The sequence below is a fragment of the Pseudonocardia sp. WMMC193 genome (assembly GCF_021728735.1).
In the GTDB taxonomy this organism is placed as follows: Bacteria; Actinomycetota; Actinomycetes; order Mycobacteriales; family Pseudonocardiaceae; genus Pseudonocardia; species Pseudonocardia oroxyli.
On the sequence record NZ_JAKKDO010000003.1, the window covers coordinates 3,054,076 to 3,072,827 of the forward strand.

Genomic DNA, 18,752 nt, shown 5'->3' on the forward strand with positions numbered 1-18,752 from the left:
ACCCGGCCGCGCGTCAATCGTCAGGGTGACAGCAGCTTCTTCTGGACCTTGCCCATGGCGTTGCGCGGCAGCGCGTCGGTGTAGCGGATCTCCCGGGGGCGCTTGTGCGGGGCGATCAGCGACGCGACGTGGTCGATCAGCACCGACGGCGCGGGCGGCACCCCCGTCGCGACGACGTGCGCCACGATCCGTTCGCCCAGGTCCGGATCGGCGACCCCCACCACGGCGGCCTCCGCCACGTCCGGGTGCTCCAGGAGGGCGTTCTCGATCTCCCCGGCCCCGATCTTGTAGCCGCCGGACTTGATCAGGTCCGTGGCCTGCCTGCCGACGAGGGCCAGCAGGCCGTCGTCGGTCCAGCGGCCGATGTCGCCGGTGCGGAACCAGCCGTCCGCGGTCCGGGCGGCGGCGGTGGCGTCGGGCAGGTCGAGGTAGCCCGAGAACAACTGCGGCCCCCGGACCTCGACGGACCCGAGCCCGTCGCCCTGGTCGACCAGCCGGACCTCGGTGCCGGCCAGCGGCCGTCCGACGGTCCCGACCACCGGTTCCTCGTCCGCCCTGGCCGCGGTGAGGATGAGGGTCTCGGTGAGCCCGTAGCGTTCCCGGACGGCGAGCCCCGTCGTCTTCTCGATCCGCGCGTGGTCGACGGCGGTGAGCGCAGCGGAGCCGGAGATCAGCAGCCGGGCGCCGCCGACCGCCTGGGCCGCAACGGGATCGGCCTCGAAGTCCGCCGCGAGCCGGTGGTAGTGGGTCGGGACGCCGAACACCATCGTGGCGCCGCCCGCGACGGCCGCGGCCAGCGCGGCGCCCGAGATCGCGCCGAGGTGCAGCAGCGAGCCGCCGCGGCGCAGCGGGCCGATCGTGCCGAGGACGAGGCCGTGCACGTGGAAGATCGGGAGGGCGTGGGTGAGGCGGTCCGCGGCGGTCCAGGCCCAGGCGTCGGCGAGGGCGTCGAGGTCGGCGGCGAGGGCGCCGCGGGAGAGTACGGCGCCCTTCGGCGGGCCCGTCGTGCCGCTGGTGTAGACGACCAGGGCGGGGCTCGCGGGGTCCGGCTCGGCGGGGACCGGCGCGGGCTCCGGGCGGGCGTCCACGTCGACGTCGATCCGCGGCAGGTCCACGGGGACGTCCTCACCGGGCGCGGCCAGCACCAGCTCCGGCGCCGAGTTCGCCACGATGTGCGCCAGCTCCCGCGAACCCGCCTTGGGGTTGATCGGCACCACCGGGACCCCGGCGAGCAGCCCCGCGACGATCCCGGTCGCCGCCGCGAGCGTGGGCGTGGCCCACACCGCCACCCGGCTGCGCCCGGCCAGCCGCGCCCCGAGGTGCGAGGCGAGCGCCGCCAGCTCCCGGTAGGTCAGCGCCCCGTCGGGGAAGGCGAGCGCGGGGGCGTCGGAGGGATCGAGCAGGCCGGGCAGCAGCGCGTCGGGCATGGGCGCATTATGCGTGGCCGAGCCGGACCGGGTCAGTGGGTGTGGCGGCGGGCGATCTCGCGGCCCAGCAGCTGACCCGAGCGCCAGGCCGTCTCGATGCGGGAGCTGCCCCACCCGTCGCCCGCGAGCGCGATCCCGTTCTCCCCCAGGTGGAACGGCTCGGCGCGGGCGTGCTCGGGGGCGGCGAAGCGCCAGCGGTGCGCGTCGGTCCACACGGGGTCCTCGGTGAGGTCGAGGAGCTCCCGCACCGCCTCGACGACCATGGGCACGGCCGCGGCGGGGTCCGCGTCGAACCGGCGCGCCACCTCGGCGGTGGTGTGCGACACCAGGACCGGCACGTCGTCGCCGCGCCGGGCGCCGTCGTCCGCGACCAGGGTGAGGACGGGATGGTCGTTCACGAACGCGGCGGCGAGCGCGGGCCAGGCCCGCGCCGGGTACCCGGCGGCCACGGTGACGGTCGGCCGCCACGGCCGGTCCGCGAGCAACGCGACCTCGGCGAGTCCCGGGTCGAGGACCCGGGCGGCCTGCGGATCGGGCATGGCCAGCACGACGACGTCCGCCGGCTCGCCGTCCACCCGCGGGCCGGCCTCGACCCGGCCGACCTCGCGGCGCAGCTCGACGTCCAGCCCCTCGGCGAGCGCGGCGACCAGGCTGCGCAGCCCGGCGGGCGCGGCCCAGCGCATCGGGCCGGGCGCGCGCGAGCGGTCGCCGTGCTCCAGGACCGCGAGCTCGGCGGTCCAGGGCCGGGCGAGCCCCGCGGACCGCCATTCCGCCACGACCTCGGCGAACTCCGGGTCCCGGACGGTGAAGTAGGCGGCGCCCATGTCGACCGGGCGTCCGTCGTGCGGGGAGCTCGCCATCCGCCCGCCGACCGTGGCGGCGCGGTCGACCACCCGCACGGGGATCCCCGCGGCGGCGACCGCCCGGGCACACGCGACCCCCGCGAGCCCGGCCCCCACCACCACGACGCTCATGACCCGGCCAGCCTAGAACCGATTCCACCGCGGGCCCAGCCCACGCCCGAGTGACCACATCCCGGTCCGACGGCGGTCACGTGATGAGGCGGCCGGCTCTCTCCCGCCACCATCGCGTGCGTTCGGGGTCCGCCGCGACCTGGTGGCGGCGGACAGGGTCGGGGGCGCGGCGCAGGACCGGGAGCTCACCGTTCACCGGGAGCAGGCGGTCGGCGTCGGCCACGACGTCGGTGGTGAACAGCCGCCCCGTCCCGAGGCCGCAGGCGTAGTCGAGCGACGGGAGCGCCGCGGCCAGCGCGATCTCCGCGGCCAGCCCCACACTGGACTCTAACGCCGAGGACACCACGCAGGGCAGCCCGACCGCCTCCGCCACCTGCAACGCCCGGCGCACCCCGCCGAGCGGGAGGGCCTTGAGGATCGCGACGTCCGCGGCGTCGGTCAGCGACACCCGCAGCGGGTCGGCGGCCTTCCGGATGGCCTCGTCCGCCGCGATCGGCACGTCCACCCGGCGCCGCACGGCCGCGAGCTCGTCGAGGGTCGCGCACGGCTGCTCCACGTACTGCAGTCCCCCCGCGGCCCGGTCCAGGGCCCGGATCGCGACCACGGCCTCGTCGACGGCCCAGCCCGTGTTGGCGTCCACCCGGACGTGGCCGGCGGGCCCGAGGGCGTCTCGCACGGCCGCGACCCGCTCGAGGTCCTCCCCCGCGGAGTCCGGGTGGTCGGCGACCTTGACCTTCGCCGTGGCACATCCGCTGGCGCGCACCATGTCCGCGGCCTGCTCGGGCCCGACGGCAGGCACGATGCAGTTCACCGGGACCGTCTCGCGGACGGGCGCGGGCCAGCCGTCGAACGCCGCCTCCCGCGCCCCGGCGAACCAGGCCGCGGCCTCGGCGTCGGGGTACTCCGGGAAGGCGCAGAACTCACCCCATCCGGCGGGGCCCTCGATCAGCAGCCCCTCGCGGACGGTGATTCCGCGGAACCGGGTGGTCAGCGGGATGGCGTAGACGTCCACGGCGCCCGACGCTACTCAGGCGATCAGCTCGTGGTGCCCCGGGTCGATGCGGCGGGTGCGCCTGCGGAAGCTGAAGGTGTAGCCCGGCCACAGGGTGCGGTTGCGGCCGTGCTCGTCGAGGTACCAGCTGGCGCAGCCGCCGGTGGCCCACACCGCCGTCGACAGCCGGTCCTGGATCTCGGCGTTGAACCGGGCCTGGGCCTCCGGCCGGGTGTCGATCGCGACGGCGCGGTGCCGCTCCACCGTGCGCATGGCGTCGAGCACGGTGTTGACCTGGGACTCCACCATGAACACCATCGAGCTGTGGCCCAGCCCGGTGTTCGGGCCCACGATCGTGAACAGGTTCGGGAACCCCGCCACCGTGGTGCCGAGCAGCGCCTGCGGGCCCTCGGCCCAGGCGTCGGCCAGCTTGACCCCGTCCCGCCCGGTGATCGCCATGCTCGCCAGCCCGTCCGCGACCTTGAACCCGGTCCCGAACACGATGACGTCCGCGGGGTGCTCGACGCCGTCCGCGGTCACCACGCCGGTCGCGGTGACCCGGGAGATCGCGGCGGTCTCCACCGCGACGTTCGGGCGGCGCAGGGCCGGGTAGTAGTCGTTGGACATCAGGATGCGCTTGCAGCCCATGGTGAAGTCGGGCGTGACCGTGCGGCGCAGGTCGGGGTCACCCGCGAAGACCTTGCGCAGGTAGGCCTTCCCGAGCCCCTGCACGGCCCGCATGATCCGCGGGTGCAGGAAGCCCGCGACCAGTGCCTCGTGCCGCCAGTAGAGCGAGAGCCGCTGCAGGCGCTGGAGCAGCGGGAACCGGCGGAACCGCCGCCGCGTCGACGAGGAGATGGGCCGGTCCGGCTTCGGCAGCACCCAGGGGGCGGTCCGCTGGAAGAGGGTCAGCCGCGCCACGTCCGGCGCGATGGCGGGCACGAACTGGATCGCGCTCGCGCCGGTGCCGATCACCGCGACCCGCTTGCCCGTGAGATCCACCGAGTGGTCCCACTGCGCGGAGTGGAAGGCGGTGCCCGCGAAGCGGTCCAGCCCCTCGATCTCGGGGACCTGCGGCTCGTGCAGGGCGCCGGTGCCGAAGACCACGAACCGGGCGCGCAGGGTCTCGCCGTCGGCGGTGCGGACGTCCCAGGCGCTGCCGTCCCACTCGGCCCCGACGACCTGCACGCCGAACCGGATCCGGTCGCGCAGCCGGTAGTGGTCGGCCGTCGCCTCGAGGTAGGCGCGGATCTCCGGTTGGCGGGCGAAGGTCCGGGTCCAGTCCGGGTTGGGGAAGAACGAGAAGGAGTACAGGTGGGACTCGACGTCGCACGCGCAGCCCGGGTAGACGTTGTCCCGCCAGGTGCCGCCCAGCGAGTCCCCCTTCTCGAGGATCAGGAAGTCCCGGCGGCCCGCCTCGTCCAGCCTGACGGCGGCCCCGAGCCCGGCGAACCCGCTCCCGACGATCAGCGTGTCGATCATGGCGTCCCCTCCCTTGGGTGTTACCGGCGGTAACTTACCACCGGTAACCTGTAGGGTCGAGCTATGAGGACCCGGTTCACCCGCGCGGAACGGGAGGCTCAGATCCTCGACGCGGCCGTGGCCGTCTTCACCGAACGGGGCTACGCCAACACCTCGATGGACGCCGTGGCCGAGCGGGTCGGCGTCACCAAGCCGGTGTTGTACACCCATTTCGGCAGCAAGGAGGGCCTGCTGCTGGCCTGCGTCACGCAGGCGCGGGCGCAGCTGCTCGAGGCCACCTCGCAGGCGGCGATGGAGGCGAGCGGGCCGGAGGACATGCTCCGCCGCGGCACGCTGGCCTTCTTCCGGTTCCTCGACGATCGGCGCGGCTCCGCGCTCGTCTACGCCGAGTCGAGCGTCACCGCCGAGGCGATCGAGGACATCCGGGCGCAGCAGACGGACTTCATCGCGTCCCTGCTCGGGGCCGCCGACCCGACCGCGGACCCGCAGCGCCTGCAGGGGTGGGCCCAGGTGATCGTCGGCGCCTGTGAACGGTTGGCGCACTGGCGCAAGCAGGACCCGTCGGTGACCGCCGAACAGGCCACGGAGTACCTCATGGACCTCGCCTGGCAGGGCCTGGGCGCACGCGCAGGCGATTCCGGTCGTGCGCGGTAAGTGGTGCTCTGGCACCACTTACCGCGCACGGGCGACGAAGTCGCAGAATAAGACCGTGACGACGACCGCCCCCCGCCTGCTCCAGGTGCGCCGCCGCACCGACGTGACCCCGCGCATGATCCGGGTGACCCTCACCGGTGACGAGCTCGCGGGCTTCCCGGGCGAGGGCCCGGACCGTCGGATCAAGATGTTCTTCCCGGTCGAGGGGCAGGAGCGGCCCGCGGTCCCGCGGGCGAGCACGGGTGGCCCGGTGTGGCCGACGGGTGCGGCGCGGCCCACCATCCGCACCTACACGGTCCGCCGCTTCGACCCCGCGGCCGCGGAGCTGGACGTCGACTTCGTGGTGCACGACGGCTACGGGCCCGCCGCCGCGTGGGCGCAGGCCGCCGAGCCCGGGGCCTGGGTGGGGGTGTCGGAGCCCGGCGGACGCTGGGAGCCGCAGGAGGCCGACTACCACCTGGTGATCGGGGACGAGTCGGCGCTGCCCGCGATCGCGACGGTGCTCGAGGCGCTGCCCGGCGCCACCGTGCTCGGGTTCGTCGAGGTGGCGGACGCCGCCGAGGAGCAGGACCTGCCGGTGACCTGGGTGCACCGCGGGGACGCCCCCGCCGGGGAACCGCTCGTGGCGGCGGTCGAGAACGCGGTGCTCCCCGAGGGCGTGGGGCAGGCGTGGCTCGCGGGCGAGTCCGCCGCGGTGAAGGAGATCCGCGCACACCTGTTGGGCCCCAGGGGGTTCGACCGCCGCAAGGTCTACGCGACGGGGTACTGGCGGGCGCGCTGACAGCCGTAGCCGGACCAGGGCGGGGTCAGGGCGCCGGGTCCACCTGGATGCGTTCGCCGACCCGCGTGACCCGCACCCGCCGCCCGACCACGGCGTCCCCCGGCTCCCCCGCCGGGCCGTCGGGGAAGAGCGTGAGGGTGCGGGCGCTGGCCGCGTCGCCCTCCGCGGTGCACCCGGCGATGCGGTCGCCGTCGTCGGTGAGGGCGATCAGGTAGGCCTGGGCGGGGTGGCCGTCCCGGTCGTACTCGACGGTCGCGGCCTCCACCGTGACCTCCCCCGCCGCGTCCACCAGGCGCGGGCCCGGCTCCGCCGCGTCGTGCGGGACGGGATCGCCGACGTACCCGTCGACGTGCGGTTCCGCCGCCAGGACGACGGCGTGCTGGCGCGTCAGGTACCCGCCGTTCGCGTGCACCAGCGCCGTCCGCGCGCCCGCCCGGATCCGGTGGGCGCAGGCGGCGAGCGAGTGCAGCGTGTAGCTCGACAGCGGCCCGCCGAAGGCCGAGTGGCCACCGGTCGCGCCCGCCGTCGCCTCGAGGGGCAGCCCGAGGTAGCGCGCCGCCAGCCGCGGGACGACCGGGAAACAGCAGTAGACGTCGACGAGGTCGAGCTCGTCGGCCGCGAGACCCGCCGCGGCGAGCGCCCGGTCGAACGTCGAGCACAGGGCGGGCGATCCCGCGAGGTCCGCGCGGCGCAGCACGTCCGCGGTGTCCGCGGCGCCCGCGCCGCCCCACACGTGCACCATCCGGTCCTCGGGCACCCCGTGCTCGCGGGCGGCCTCGACCGAGGTCACCAGCAGCGCCGCGGCCTGGTCGACCAGGGGCATCGCGTTCATCGCGAGCGGGTAGGGCTCGCAGATCATCCGGTTCTCGGGGCGGACCGAGGCGACCTCGGAGGCGTTGCGCACCAGGGGGTTCCAGGCGTACTCGTTCTCGGCCGCCACACCGGAGAGCGCCGCGAACACCGCGGCGCCCGCCGCCATCGTCTCCGCCGGGCTCTCCCCCAGCGCGTGCCCGAGCGCCGTGTCGACCATCGGGTAGAAGCGCCGCGGCAGCGCGATCCCGGCGGCGAGCATCGCGGGCGAGCCCAGGTCGTCCGGCCCGATGGGGGCCGGACCGCCGGGGTCGGTGGTCCAGCCCAGATCCGCTCCGGGGTCGACGCCCGCCCGGTCCAGCACGGCCGTCGACGCCGCCGCCTCGGCCCCCGCCACCAGCTCGATCCGGGTCTCCCCGGCGGCGATCCGGGCGGCGGCGGCGTCGAGCAGCGCGGCGGGCTGGTGTCCGCCCACCGGTGCCGACTCCCGCCGCGTGGGCTCGGCGGCGAGCCGGTCGGCGAGCAGCCGCGGGAGGTCGTCGTAGGCCCAGCTGGCGGTGTGGGTCAGGGAGATCGCGTCGAGCTCGCGGAGCATCCGGGTGCCGCGGGCGTCCGCGGCGGCGGCCTGCACGGCGTCCGCGAGCAGGCGCAGCGGCTCGCGGGCCCCCGCCACGGTGCGGTCCCGGTTGCCACGCACCTGGCCGATCCCGACCAGCACGGGCGATCTCTCCGGGAGCACCGGCGAAACCTAGTACAGCCTGGGACCGCCGCGGCCGGACACCCCGTCCACAGCCGATGCACAGGAGACGCTCACCGCCACCACAGCAGTCGGGGGCACGCTCCTACCATGTCCGAGGTGAGCGAGCAGTCCGCACCACTGCGCCGGGCCGACGGCGGGCCCGTCCGCGTGCTCGTGGTGGACGACGAGGCCACGCTCTCCGACCTGCTGCAGATGGCGCTGCGCTACGAGGGCTGGGAGGTCCGCACCGCGGGCGACGGCCGCGCCGCGGTCCGCACGGCGCGGGAGTTCGCGCCGGACGCGGTCGTCCTGGACATGATGCTGCCGGACCTCGACGGGCTCGAGGTGCTCAAGCGGCTGCGCGCGAGCGCCCCCGAGGTGCCGGTGCTGTTCCTCACCGCGAAGGACTCGGTCGAGGACCGGGTGGCGGGGCTGACCGCGGGCGGCGACGACTACGTGACCAAGCCCTTCAGCCTCGAGGAGCTGGTCGCGCGGCTGCGCGGGCTGCTGCGCCGGGCCGGGATGACGGCGGCGCGGCAGGGCTCGGAGCTCGTCGTCGGTGATCTCGTGCTCGACGAGGACTCCCACGAGGTCCACCGCGGCGACACCGCGGTCGAGCTGACCGCCACCGAGTTCGAGCTGCTGCGCTTCCTCATGCGCAACCCCAAGCGCGTGCTGTCGAAGGCCCAGATCCTCGACCGCGTGTGGAACTACGACTTCGGCGGCCAGTCCAACGTCGTCGAGCTCTACGTCTCCTACCTGCGCAAGAAGATCGACGCGGGCCGCACACCCATGATCCACACCGTCCGGGGGGCCGGCTACGTGCTCAAACCGGGGACCGCATCGGGATGACGGCATGACGCTGCGCGCCCGGACGCTGCGCGCCCGGCTGGTGGCGACGGTCCTGCTGCTGCTCGCGCTGGTCGGCGCCGTGATCGGGGTGGCGACCACGCTGGCGTTGCGCGGGTTCCTCTACGGACAGCTCGACGCCGAGGTGCTCAGCGCCGCCAGCCGGTTCGCCGTGTCGCGCAGCCAGCCCGCCCCGCCCGGGGCGCCGACGGACTTCCTCGGTCCCGCACAGCGTCCGCGCACGGTCGGCGCGGTCGTCGTGGGCGACACCGTGCAGGACGCGGCGGTCACCGACCGGCGCGGCTCGTCCAGCCCGGTGTCGGCGGCGGACCAGGCGGTGCTCGCCGCCGTCGCGCCCGGTCCGTACCCGCGGACGGTCGACCTGTCGCTGGGCGCGTACCGGGTGGTGGCGCTCGCCACCGCGGACGGGGTCCTGGTGGTGGGGCAGCCCGCCGAGCAGGTCACGGACGTGGTGAACCGGCTGGTGGTGATCGAGCTGATCGTGATCGGGGTGGCCCTCGCGGGCGCCGCGGCCGTCGGCCTGGTCGTGGTGCGCCGGGAGCTCCGCCCGCTGGAGGAGGTGGCGGGCATCGCCGCCGCGGTGTCCACGATGGAGCTGGACTCCGGGGAGGTGGACCTGGCCACCCGGGTCCCCGAGCCCGACGACCGGACGGAGGTCGGCCAGGTCGGGGTCGCGCTGAACCGCATGCTGGACAACGTCTCCGGCGCGCTCGACGCCCGTCAGGAGAGCGAGACCCGGCTGCGCCGCTTCGTCGCGGACGCCAGCCACGAGCTGCGCACCCCGCTCGCCGCCATCCGCGGGTACGCCGAGCTGAGCCTGCGCGACCCGGCGGGCTCGGCGTACCCGCTGGCGCGCATCACCTCCCAGGCCGAGCGGATGTCCACTCTGGTCGAGGACCTGCTGCTGCTCGCCCGGCTGGACGCGGGCAGGCCGCTGGAACGCACCGAGGTCGACCTGACCCGCCTCGTGCTCGACGCCGTCTCCGACGCCCACGCCGCGGGGCGTACCCACCGCTGGGAGCTCGACCTCCCCGACGAGCCGGTGACCGTGACCGGGGACGCCTCCCGGCTCACCCAGGTGCTCACGAACCTGCTCGCCAACGCCCGCACCCACACCCCCGCGGGCACCCACGTCACGGTCGGCCTGCGCCCGGGCGCGGTGGTGACGGTCACCGACACCGGCCCCGGCATCCCCGCCGACCTGGCCCCGCACGTCTTCGAACGCTTCGCCCGCGGCTCGGCGGGCCGGGCCCGGGCCGGCAACGACACCCCCGGCACCGGCCTGGGCCTGGCCATCGTCGACGCGGTGGTGGCCGCCCACGGCGGCACGGTGCACCTCACCAGCCGCCCCGGCCACACCGCGTTCACCGTCCGCCTCCCGATGTCCGACGCGCGGCCCGAGGTGTCCGACTCGCGTGTCGAGAGTGGGGGACTCGCGGGATAGGACGCACAGCCGCCGCACAGGTCGCGCACCGTCGGGGCACAGCGGGCGCGGACAGGGTCGTCCGTGTGACGAGCACCCTCTCCCGGCCGACCGCCCCCGACACCCCGGCGGCGCCGCCGCGCGGCCGGGCTCTGGAGCGGGCCTCGGTCGCGGCACTGCTGATCGGCACGGGGCTGCTCTACCTGGTGAACCTCGCGGCCTCGGGGTGGGCGAACGCCTTCTACTCCGCGGCCGCACAGGCGGGCGGGGAGAGCTGGGAGGCGTGGTTCTTCGGGTCCTCCGACGCCGCGAACGCGATCACCGTCGACAAGACGCCCGCGGCGCTGTGGGTGACCGGGCTCGCGGTCCGGATCTTCGGGCTGAGCAGCTGGAGCATCCTGGTGCCGCAGGCGCTCATGGGGATCGGCGCCGTCGCCCTGCTGTACGCGACGGTCCGGCGCACGTCGGGTCACGCCGCGGGGCTGCTCGCCGGCGCGGTGCTCGCGCTGACCCCGGTCGCGACGTTGATCTTCCGCTTCAACAATCCCGACGCCCTGCTGGTCCTGCTCCTGGTGGCCGCGGTCTGGGCGACGCTGCGGGGCCTGGAGCACGGCCGGGGCCGGTGGTTGGTGCTCGCCGGGGTGTTCCTGGGCCTCGGGTTCCTCACCAAGATGCTGCAGGCCTGGTTGATCGTCCCGGTGCTGGCCGCGGTGTGGCTGGTGGCCGCCCCGACGGGGATCGGACGGCGTGTGCGGGACGTGCTGCTCGCCGCCGTCGCGATGGTCGTGAGCGCGGGCTGGTGGGTGCTGGTCGTGGAGCTGTGGCCCGCCGGTTCGCGGCCGTACATCGGCGGGTCGCAGCACGACTCGGTGCTCGAGCTCGTGTGGGGCTACAACGGCCTCGGCCGGCTGACGGGCGACGAGACCGGCAGCGTCGGCGGCGGCGCGGGGGGCGGGTGGGGGCGGACCGGGCTCACCCGGCTGTTCGGGTCCGAGATGGGGTCGGAGGCGTCCTGGCTGCTGCCGACGGCGCTGATCCTGCTGGTCGCGCTCGTCTGGCTGACCTGGCGGCGGCCCCGCACCGACCGGCTGCGGGCCGCGGTGCTCGCCTGGGGCGGCTGGTTGCTGGTCACCGGGCTGCTGTTCAGCTACATGGCCGGGATCATCCACCCGTACTACACGGTGGCCCTGGCGCCCGCGATCGCCGCGCTCGTCGGGATCGGGGCGGTGGAGCTCTGGCGGGTCCGGGACCGGGCGGCGCCACGGGTGCTGCTGGCCGTCTCCGTCGCGGCCGCGGCGGTGTGGGGCGCCGTCCTGCTGGGCTCCTGGCAGCCGTGGCTGAGCTGGACGTCCCTGGCGCTGGGCCTCGCTGCCGCCTGCGCATTGCTCGGCGTGCACCGGCTCCCCCGGCTGCTCACCGCGGGCGTCGCGACGGTCGCGGTCCTCGCCGCCCTGGCGGGCTCCGCGGCCTGGTCGATCGCCACCGCGGCCGAGCCGCACACCGGGGCCATCCCCAGCGCAGGCCCGGCGAGCGCCGCCCGCGCCGGGTTCGGTGGTGTCGGTGGGTTCGGTGGCCCCGGTGGGTTCGGCGTGCGGCCGGGCGGCGCGCTGCGGGGCGGCGGCGGTGTCGGTGTCGGCGGTGTCGGTGGTGTCGGCGGCCTCGGGCCGGGCGGGCTCCCCGGCGGCCCCGCCCGGGGCGGTGGCCGTGCGCCGGGGGGCGGGTTCGGGGGCCTCCTCGGCACCACCACCCCGTCCGCGCAGGTCACAGCCCTGCTCCAGGAGGACGCGGCGGACTACACGTGGGTCGCCGCCGCCGTCGGGTCGAACTCCGCGGCGGGCTACCAACTGGCCACCGGGAGCCCGGTCATGGCGGTCGGCGGCTTCAACGGCACGGACCCCTCGCCCACGCTCGCGCAGTTCCAGCAGGACGTCTCGCGGGGCGAGATCCACTGGTTCGTCGGTGGCGCGATCATGGGTGGCACCGCGACGGGCGGCAGCGACGCCGCGGCCCGCATCGCCGAGTGGGTGCAGCAGAACTTCGCCGCGACGACCGTCGACGGCGTCACCCTCTACGACCTGAGCGGCGGCCCCACCGCCTGACGCCTGCGCCCGAGGACCATCGGCAAGGAGACCGGCCCGCGCCCACCAGGGCACGGGCCGGCCGTCGTGCGCGGCGCCCCGAGGGCCCGCCGTTCACAGCCGGCGCACAGGCGGGACCCACGGCCCGGACAGCGAGGGCCGGGACCGTGATCGTCATGAGCCCAGCCACCACCGAGCCCGAAGACCCGACCAGGTCTCCCGGGCGGGGCGGCAGCGTCGTGCTGGACATCGTCGTCCCCGTCTACAACGAGGAGGCGGACCTCGAGCGGTCGGTGCGCCGCCTGCACGCCCACCTCCGCGCCACGTTCCCCTACACGTTCCGGATCACGGTGGCGGACAACGCCTCCACCGACTCCACGCCGCAGATCGCCGCCCGGCTGGCCACCGAGATCCCCGAGGTCCGGCTGTCCCGGCTGGAGCAGAAGGGGCGGGGACGGGCGCTGCGGACCGCGTGGTCGGCGTCGGACGCCGAGGTCCTCGCCTACTGCGACGTCGACCTGTCCACCGACCTCGACGCCGTCCTGCCGCTGGTGGCGCCGCTCATCTCCGGGCACTCCGACCTGGCGATCGGCACCCGGCTCGGCCGCGGCTCGCGGGTGGTCCGCGGGGCCAAGCGCGAGTTCGTCTCCCGCTGCTACAACCTGATCCTGCGCAGCACCCTCGCGGCCGGGTTCTCCGACGCGCAGTGCGGGTTCAAGGCGATCCGGGCGGACGTCGCACGCCGGCTGCTCCCCCTCGTCGAGGACACCGGCTGGTTCTTCGACACCGAGCTGCTGGTGCTCGCCGAGCGCGCCGGCCTGCGGATCCACGAGGTCCCCGTGGACTGGGTCGACGACCCGAACTCCACGGTGGACATCGTCGCGACGGCGGTCGCGGACCTGAAGGGGGTGTGGCGCGTCGGGCGGGCGCTGGCCGCGGGCACGCTGCCGATCGCCGACGTCCGCGCCCAGCTCGGGCGCGCCCCCCTGCAACCGGAGGTCGCCGGTGTCCCGAAGGGCCTGCCGACCCAGCTGGTCCGGTTCGCCGCCATCGGGATCGCCAGCACGCTCGCGAACCTGCTGCTGTTCCTGCTGTTCCGGACCTTCGCCGGCGCGATCGCCGCGAACGTGGCGGCGCTGCTGCTCACCACGATCGCCAACACCGCGGCCAACCGCCGCCTGACCTTCGGCGTGCGCGGGCGCGCGGGCGCGGCGAGACACCAGTTCCAGGGGCTGATCGTGTTCGGCCTCGCGCTCGGGCTGACGACCGGGGCGCTCGCCCTGCTCGGCGTCCTGCTCCCGAACGCCCACCAGGCCGTCGAGGTCGCCGCGATCGTCGCGGCGAACCTCGTCGCCACCGTGTTGCGGTTCGTCCTGTTCCGCGCCTGGGTGTTCCGGCCCCGGGCCGCGGCGAGCACCGCGGCCGCGGCGACACCCACCACCACCCGCATCGCCGCCTGAGAGGACCTCGTTGACCGCCACCCTGGCCACCCGGGCCGTCCACGGACCCTCCCCGCACGAGCCCCGCGCCACCCGCGGCCACCGCTGGGCGGTCGCCGCGCTGCTCGTCGGCACCGCCGTGCTCTACCTCCAGAACCTCGCGGCCTCGGGGTTCGCGAACTCGTTCTACGCCGCCGCCGTGCAGGCCGGGACGCAGAACTGGACCGCGTTCTTCTTCGGCTCGCTCGACCCGGGCAACGCGATCACCGTCGACAAGCCGCCCGCCGCGCTGTGGGTCATGGCGCTGTCGGGGCGGATCTTCGGGTTCGGCTCGTGGAGCATGCTCGTCCCGCAGGCACTCATGGCCGTGGCCGCGGTGTGGGTGCTGTACTGCGCGGTCAAGCGGGTCGCGGGCCCGGGCGCCGGGCTGCTGGCGGGCACCGTGCTCGCGCTGACCCCCGTCGCGGTCCTGATGTTCCGCTTCAACAACCCGGACGCGTTGTTGGTGCTGCTCCTGGTCCTCGCCGGGTACACGACGGTGCGCGCGCTCGAGAAGGCGTCCTGGCGGTGGGTGCTGCTGACCGGGCTGGTGCTCGGGTTCGCGTTCCTCACCAAGATGCTGCAGGCCTTCCTGGTCGTGCCCGGCTTCGCGGCGGCCTACCTGTGGGCGGCGCCGACGACGGTGGGCAGGCGGATCCGGGACGTGCTGGTGGCGGGCGTCGGGATCGTGGTCGGCGCGGGGTGGTGGCTCGTCGCGGTGGCGCTGTGGCCCGCCGGGTCGCGGCCCTACATCGGCGGCTCCACCGACGACTCGCCGCTCGAGCTGGCGTTCGGCTACAACGGACTCGGCCGGATCGTCGGCCGGGAGGGTGGCCGCGGCGGGGACTTCGGTGGTGGCTTCGGCGGGGGTCCCGGTGGTGGCTTCGGCGGGGGTCCCGGTGGTGGCTTCGGCGGGGGGATGTTCGGGGGCGAGCCGGGACTCGGCCGGTTGTTCTCGACGTCCTTCGGCACCCAGATCTCCTGGCTGCTGCCGGCCGCGCTGATCCTGGCGGTGGTCGCGTTCGTCCTGACCCGACGGGCACCGCGGACCGACGCCGTGCGGGCGTCCCTGCTGCTCTGGGGCGGATGGACCGTCGTGACCGCGCTCGTCTTCAGCTTCATGAGCGGCACCGTCCACCCCTACTACTCGGTGGCGCTCGCCCCCGGGATCGCGGCGCTCGTCGCGCTCGGCGGCCGCGAGGCCTGGCGGGCCCGCGACACCGGGCTCGGCCGCGCCACCCTGGCCGTGGCCACCGCGGTGACCGCGGTGTGGGCCTTCGTCATGCTCGGCTGGTCCCCGGCCTTCCTGCCCTGGCTGCGGTGGGTCGTGCTGGTCGCCGGGCTGCTCGTGGCCGTCGCGTTCCTGGTCCCGATCGGGCGGTGGCGCTGGGCGGGCGTCGTCGCCGGAGCGGCGGTGGTGGTCGGTCTGCTGGCCCCGACGGCCTCCGCCGCCGTCACCGCGGGGACGGCCCACACCGGGTCCATCCCCTCTGCGGGACCGGCCGTCGAGGACAGCGGGGTCACCGGGGCGGCCGGTGGGCCGGGCGGGGCGTGGCGCGGGCCCCGCGCCGGTGGCGCCGAGGCACAGGGGGTGCCGGAGGGCGGTCCGGTCGACCTCCCCGGTTTCCCCGGCGGCGTCGGTGACATCGGCGGCTTCGGGGGCTTCGGGGGCTTCGGGGGCGGTGTCGGGGGCTTCGGCGGACCCGGCGGCGCCGAGACCGTCGACGCCGAGCTCGTCACGCTGCTGCAGAACGCGGGCACCCGCTGGGCCGCCGCGACGAGCGGCTCCCAGGGCGCGGCCGCGATGGAGCTCGCCTCGGGCGCCTCGGTGATGGCCATGGGCGGGTTCACCGGCTCCGATCCCTACCCGACGCTGCCGCAGTTCCAGCAGTACGTGGCGAACGGCGAGATCCACTACTTCGTCGGTGGGGGGACGGGCGGCGGTCCGGGCGGGCGCGGCGGGGTCTCCGCGGAGATCACCACCTGGGTCGAGCAGCACTTCACCGCGCAGACCGTCGGCGGCCGGACCGTCTACGACCTCACCGCCCCGACGGGCTGACCCGACCGGCGGGTGATCACGGCCGGGGCCACCCCCGCGTGGTGTGATGGGGGCCGTGACGCTCCGCTCCGCGCTCTCCGCCGCGCTCGGGACCTCCCGGGCACTCGTCGCGCTGACCCGCTCCGGAGTCGTCCGGCCGATCCGGCCGGACCGGCTCGTCACCGGGCTGGCCGGGCTCGCCCGGTACCGGCTCACCCTGGCGGGCGGGTACGCGTTCGGCGCCGCCCGCCACCCGGACCGGCCCGCGATCGTCGACGACGCGGGCACCCTCACCTACGCCGACGTCCACCGCCGCACCGAGGGGATGGCCCGCGGTCTGGCGCGGCGCGGGGTCACCGCGGACACCCGCGTCGGGGTGTTGTGCCGCAACCACCGCACGGCCGTCGAGGCCATGGTGACCGGGTCGAAGCTGGGGGCGGACGTCGTCCTGCTCAACACCGGCATGTCCCCCGGACAGCTCGCCGAGGTCGCCGCCGAGCTGACCCTGCACACGGTCGTCGCGGACGAGGAGTTCGCCTACCCCGACGCCCTGACCGACACCGAGTTCGACGCCCTCGCCGACACCCCCGGCGCCCCCGTCCCGCGGCCCGCCCGCGAGGGTCGGATGATCGTGCTCACCTCCGGCACCACCGGCACCCCGAAGGGCGCGCGCCGCCCGCCGATCTCGAACCTCGGGCCGGCGGCCGCCATCCTGTCCGTCATCCCGCTGCGCGCCGCCGATCCCGCGCTGATCGCCGCACCGCTGTTCCACACCTGGGGCAACGCGGGCCTGCTGCTGATCCTCCTCCAGGGCGGCACCGTGGTGCTGCGCAGGAAGTTCGAACCCGAGGACCTCCTGGACACCGTCGAGCGCGAGTCCGTCGAGGTGATCATCGGGGTGCCGGTCATGGTGCAGCGGCTGTACGAGACCGGCGAGCCGTGGCGCGGGCACCGCCCCCGCGTCGTCGCGGTGTCGGGGTCGGCGCTGCCGAGCGGGCTGGCCGAGCGGTTCATGGACCGCTACGGAGACGTCCTCTACAACCTCTACGGCTCCACCGAGGTGTCCTGGGTCAGCATCGCGAGCCCGCGGGACCTGCGCCAGGCACCCGGCACCGCGGGGCACCCGCCCGCGGGCACGGTCCTGCGGATCCTCGACGAGGACGGCCGGGCCGTCCCGCCGAACACCGAGGGCCGCGTCTTCGTCGGCAACGACATGCCGTTCGAGGGCTACACCCGTCCCGGCGCCGAGATCGAGACGCACGACGGCCTCATCGGCACCGGGGACGTCGGGCACCTGGACGACGCGGGCCGCCTCCACCTCACCGGCCGCGGCGACGACATGATCGTCTCGGGCGGCGAGAACGTCCATCCCGGACCGGTCGAGGACCTGATCGCCGCGTCCGAGGACGTGCGGGAGGTCGCCGTCGTCGGGGTGCCGGACGAGCGTTTCGGCCAGCGCCTGGCCGCCTACGTCGTGCGCGCGCCGGGGGCCACCGTGGACGAGGACGGCATCCGCGACCTGGTCCGTGCGAAGGCCGCCCGCTACGCGGTCCCCCGGGACGTCGTCTTCCTGGACGAGCTGCCCCGTAATCAGACCGGGAAGGTCGTCAGCAGAGAGTTACCAGGCGTGCGCTGAGCGCGTCGTTCCAGGTCACCCGTGCGATTTAGGTGACCCTTAGGTAGAGTCCCGTCATGGCCGGGGATCCGCTGGAGCGCTGCTCGGGGGTCGCGCGCCTGCTCGCCGAACCCCTCCCCGGTACGGCCCCGGTGGCGCAGCGACTGGTGTTCGTGGAGAGCGTCGGGGCGTGGCCGCGGTCGGTGGACCGCCATCCCGATCCGGCGATCGCCGGGCTCGCCGCCCGGGCCGCGGACGCCGGGCGGAAGGTCCTCCTGATCCGCAGGCCGGGCCGTCGTCTCGCGCCGGACGCGCCGCGCACGGTGCTGATCGCGGACGTCGCGCCGGGTGCCGCGCGGGTCGGGCGCTTCCTGGTCGACGGACCCGCCGACCTCTCCGCACTCCCCCTGGACACCGGCGGGGAGCCCGTCACCCACCCGTCCCTGCTGGTCTGCACGCACGGCACGCGGGACGTGTGCTGCGCGGTCGAGGGCCGGGCGCTGGCCGCGGCGGTGGCCGAGACCGGCCAGGTGGACGTCTGGGAGTGCTCGCACCTGGGCGGGCACCGCTTCGCCCCCACCGCACTCGTCCTGCCCACCGGCTACCTCTACGGGCGGCTGGACCCGGCGAGTGCCGTCGCCGCGGCCAAGGCGGCGGGCGCGGGCGAGGTCGAGACCGCGCACTGCCGCGGGCGGATGGCGTGGACGGCGGCGGGTCAGGTCGCCGAGCTCGCGGTCCGTGAGCACACCGGCCTGCGGGATGCGGACGCGCTGAGCGTGACCGAGGTGAGCATGAGCACGGAGCCGTTCACCCGGGTCGTCGTGTCCGGGGTCGGGGCGGAGAGGATCGAGGCGCGGACGGTCGGGGCGCAGACGGTCGGGGCGCAGTGGGAGGTGCGGGTCGAGGAGCAGCGGGGTCCGGCGCGGCCGCTGTCCTGCGCGGGAACCCTCGAGCGGTGCGCCCCGCTGGTGGCCACCGCGGTCCGTTCGGTGACCCGGACATGAGAAAGATCCCCATCCCGGCGCACCGGAATGGGGATCTTCTTCTGTAGTCCCGACGGGATTTGAACCCGCGCTACCGCCTTGAGAGGGCGGCGTCCTAGGCCGCTAGACGACGGGACCAGGAACAGCACACAACACTTTCTCCAGCATCGAAAACCACAGCGGTGCTGGGCTTTCGCGTAGTCCCGACGGGATTTGAACCCGCGCTACCGCCTTGAGAGGGCGGCGTCCTAGGCCGCTAGACGACGGGACCTGGACATGCTGATGAAATTGCTGGAAACAGTGTGTGTGTTTCCGCTGGGGTACCAGGACTCGAACCTAGACTAACTGAACCAGAATCAGTCGTGCTGCCAATTACACCATACCCCAAGGAGACAGCCGGACAGTCTGC

Annotated in this window: 14 protein-coding genes and 3 tRNA genes; 9 read left to right on the forward strand and 8 right to left on the reverse strand. The window is 75.1% G+C overall.

Features of this window, described 5'->3' with window-relative positions:
- Positions 1-20: 20 nt before the first annotated feature.
- From L3X23_RS15910 to L3X23_RS15925, 4 genes are all read right to left on the reverse strand, one after another.
- Complete coding sequence (locus L3X23_RS15910; protein WP_237192936.1) at positions 21-1,427, reverse strand: AMP-binding protein; 1,407 nt, start codon at positions 1,425-1,427, stop codon at positions 21-23.
- Between the two features lie 32 nt (positions 1,428-1,459).
- Positions 1,460-2,401, reverse strand: a complete 942-nt coding sequence (locus L3X23_RS15915) for an NAD(P)/FAD-dependent oxidoreductase (RefSeq protein ID WP_237192937.1) — start codon at positions 2,399-2,401, stop codon at positions 1,460-1,462.
- Positions 2,402-2,477: 76 nt separating this feature from the next.
- Positions 2,478-3,413: an o-succinylbenzoate synthase gene (locus L3X23_RS15920; protein ID WP_237192938.1), complete on the reverse strand. Its 936-nt coding sequence runs from the start codon at positions 3,411-3,413 to the stop codon at positions 2,478-2,480.
- A 15-nt stretch (positions 3,414-3,428) separates the two neighbouring features.
- The gene (locus L3X23_RS15925; RefSeq protein ID WP_237192939.1) at positions 3,429-4,874 is read right to left on the reverse strand and encodes an NAD(P)/FAD-dependent oxidoreductase; all 1,446 of its coding nucleotides are present in this window, start codon (positions 4,872-4,874) and stop codon (positions 3,429-3,431) included.
- Positions 4,875-4,937: 63 nt separating this feature from the next.
- Here L3X23_RS15925 and L3X23_RS15930 point away from each other — a divergent pair, with 63 nt between their 5' ends.
- Together L3X23_RS15930 and L3X23_RS15935 are read left to right on the forward strand one after the other, a co-directional pair.
- On the forward strand, positions 4,938-5,528 hold the full coding sequence (locus L3X23_RS15930; RefSeq protein ID WP_237192940.1) for a TetR/AcrR family transcriptional regulator: 591 nt from the start codon (positions 4,938-4,940) through the stop codon (positions 5,526-5,528).
- A gap of 55 nt (positions 5,529-5,583) precedes the next feature.
- A complete protein-coding gene (locus L3X23_RS15935) occupies positions 5,584-6,309 on the forward strand; it encodes a siderophore-interacting protein (protein ID WP_237192941.1) in 726 nt (241 codons plus the stop codon).
- A gap of 25 nt (positions 6,310-6,334) precedes the next feature.
- On the opposite strand, the gene L3X23_RS15940 is transcribed toward L3X23_RS15935, so the two are convergent.
- Entirely contained in the window at positions 6,335-7,858 is a 1,524-nt protein-coding gene (locus L3X23_RS15940; protein ID WP_237192942.1) for an acetyl-CoA acetyltransferase, read from the reverse strand.
- Positions 7,859-7,966: 108 nt separating this feature from the next.
- Between L3X23_RS15940 and L3X23_RS15945 the strand changes: the two genes are divergently transcribed.
- The 7 genes from L3X23_RS15945 to L3X23_RS15975 all read left to right on the forward strand — a co-directional run bounded on the left by L3X23_RS15945 (position 7,967) and on the right by L3X23_RS15975 (position 18,364).
- Positions 7,967-8,710: a response regulator transcription factor gene (locus L3X23_RS15945; RefSeq protein WP_305080930.1), complete on the forward strand. Its 744-nt coding sequence runs from the start codon at positions 7,967-7,969 to the stop codon at positions 8,708-8,710.
- Positions 8,711-8,714: 4 nt separating this feature from the next.
- On the forward strand, positions 8,715-10,172 hold the full coding sequence (locus L3X23_RS15950; protein WP_237192943.1) for a cell wall metabolism sensor histidine kinase WalK: 1,458 nt from the start codon (positions 8,715-8,717) through the stop codon (positions 10,170-10,172).
- Positions 10,173-10,237: 65 nt separating this feature from the next.
- The gene (locus L3X23_RS15955) at positions 10,238-12,250 is read left to right on the forward strand and encodes a glycosyltransferase family 39 protein (RefSeq protein ID WP_237192944.1); all 2,013 of its coding nucleotides are present in this window, start codon (positions 10,238-10,240) and stop codon (positions 12,248-12,250) included.
- A gap of 155 nt (positions 12,251-12,405) precedes the next feature.
- Complete coding sequence (locus L3X23_RS15960; protein WP_237192945.1) at positions 12,406-13,689, forward strand: dolichyl-phosphate beta-glucosyltransferase; 1,284 nt, start codon at positions 12,406-12,408, stop codon at positions 13,687-13,689.
- A gap of 10 nt (positions 13,690-13,699) precedes the next feature.
- The gene (locus L3X23_RS15965) at positions 13,700-15,766 is read left to right on the forward strand and encodes a glycosyltransferase family 39 protein (RefSeq protein WP_237192946.1); all 2,067 of its coding nucleotides are present in this window, start codon (positions 13,700-13,702) and stop codon (positions 15,764-15,766) included.
- 46 nt (positions 15,767-15,812) lie between these two features.
- Positions 15,813-17,381, forward strand: a complete 1,569-nt coding sequence (locus L3X23_RS15970) for an AMP-binding protein (RefSeq protein ID WP_374204855.1) — start codon at positions 15,813-15,815, stop codon at positions 17,379-17,381.
- 56 nt (positions 17,382-17,437) lie between these two features.
- Positions 17,438-18,364, forward strand: a complete 927-nt coding sequence (locus L3X23_RS15975) for a sucrase ferredoxin (RefSeq protein ID WP_237192948.1) — start codon at positions 17,438-17,440, stop codon at positions 18,362-18,364.
- Between the two features lie 44 nt (positions 18,365-18,408).
- On the opposite strand, the gene L3X23_RS15980 is transcribed toward L3X23_RS15975, so the two are convergent.
- The 3 genes from L3X23_RS15980 to L3X23_RS15990 form a co-directional block, all read right to left on the reverse strand.
- Positions 18,409-18,481 (reverse strand) — tRNA-Glu (locus L3X23_RS15980).
- A 60-nt stretch (positions 18,482-18,541) separates the two neighbouring features.
- Positions 18,542-18,614, reverse strand: a tRNA-Glu gene (locus tag L3X23_RS15985).
- A gap of 44 nt (positions 18,615-18,658) precedes the next feature.
- Positions 18,659-18,730: transfer RNA gene (locus L3X23_RS15990), tRNA-Gln, on the reverse strand.
- Positions 18,731-18,752 lie beyond the last annotated feature (22 nt).

Coding starts and splice junctions, on each gene's coding strand:
- L3X23_RS15970 (WP_374204855.1), top strand. CDS start 15,813: ATGGGGGCCGTGACGCTCCGCTCCGCGCTCTCCGCCGCGCTCGGGACC.
- L3X23_RS15950 (WP_237192943.1), top strand. CDS start 8,715: ATGACGCTGCGCGCCCGGACGCTGCGCGCCCGGCTGGTGGCGACGGTC.
- L3X23_RS15910 (WP_237192936.1), bottom strand. CDS start 1,427: ATGCCCGACGCGCTGCTGCCCGGCCTGCTCGATCCCTCCGACGCCCCC.
- L3X23_RS15925 (WP_237192939.1), bottom strand. CDS start 4,874: ATGATCGACACGCTGATCGTCGGGAGCGGGTTCGCCGGGCTCGGGGCC.
- L3X23_RS15930 (WP_237192940.1), top strand. CDS start 4,938: ATGAGGACCCGGTTCACCCGCGCGGAACGGGAGGCTCAGATCCTCGAC.
- L3X23_RS15915 (WP_237192937.1), bottom strand. CDS start 2,401: ATGAGCGTCGTGGTGGTGGGGGCCGGGCTCGCGGGGGTCGCGTGTGCC.
- L3X23_RS15975 (WP_237192948.1), top strand. CDS start 17,438: ATGGCCGGGGATCCGCTGGAGCGCTGCTCGGGGGTCGCGCGCCTGCTC.
- L3X23_RS15945 (WP_305080930.1), top strand. CDS start 7,967: ATGTCCGAGGTGAGCGAGCAGTCCGCACCACTGCGCCGGGCCGACGGC.
- L3X23_RS15960 (WP_237192945.1), top strand. CDS start 12,406: ATGAGCCCAGCCACCACCGAGCCCGAAGACCCGACCAGGTCTCCCGGG.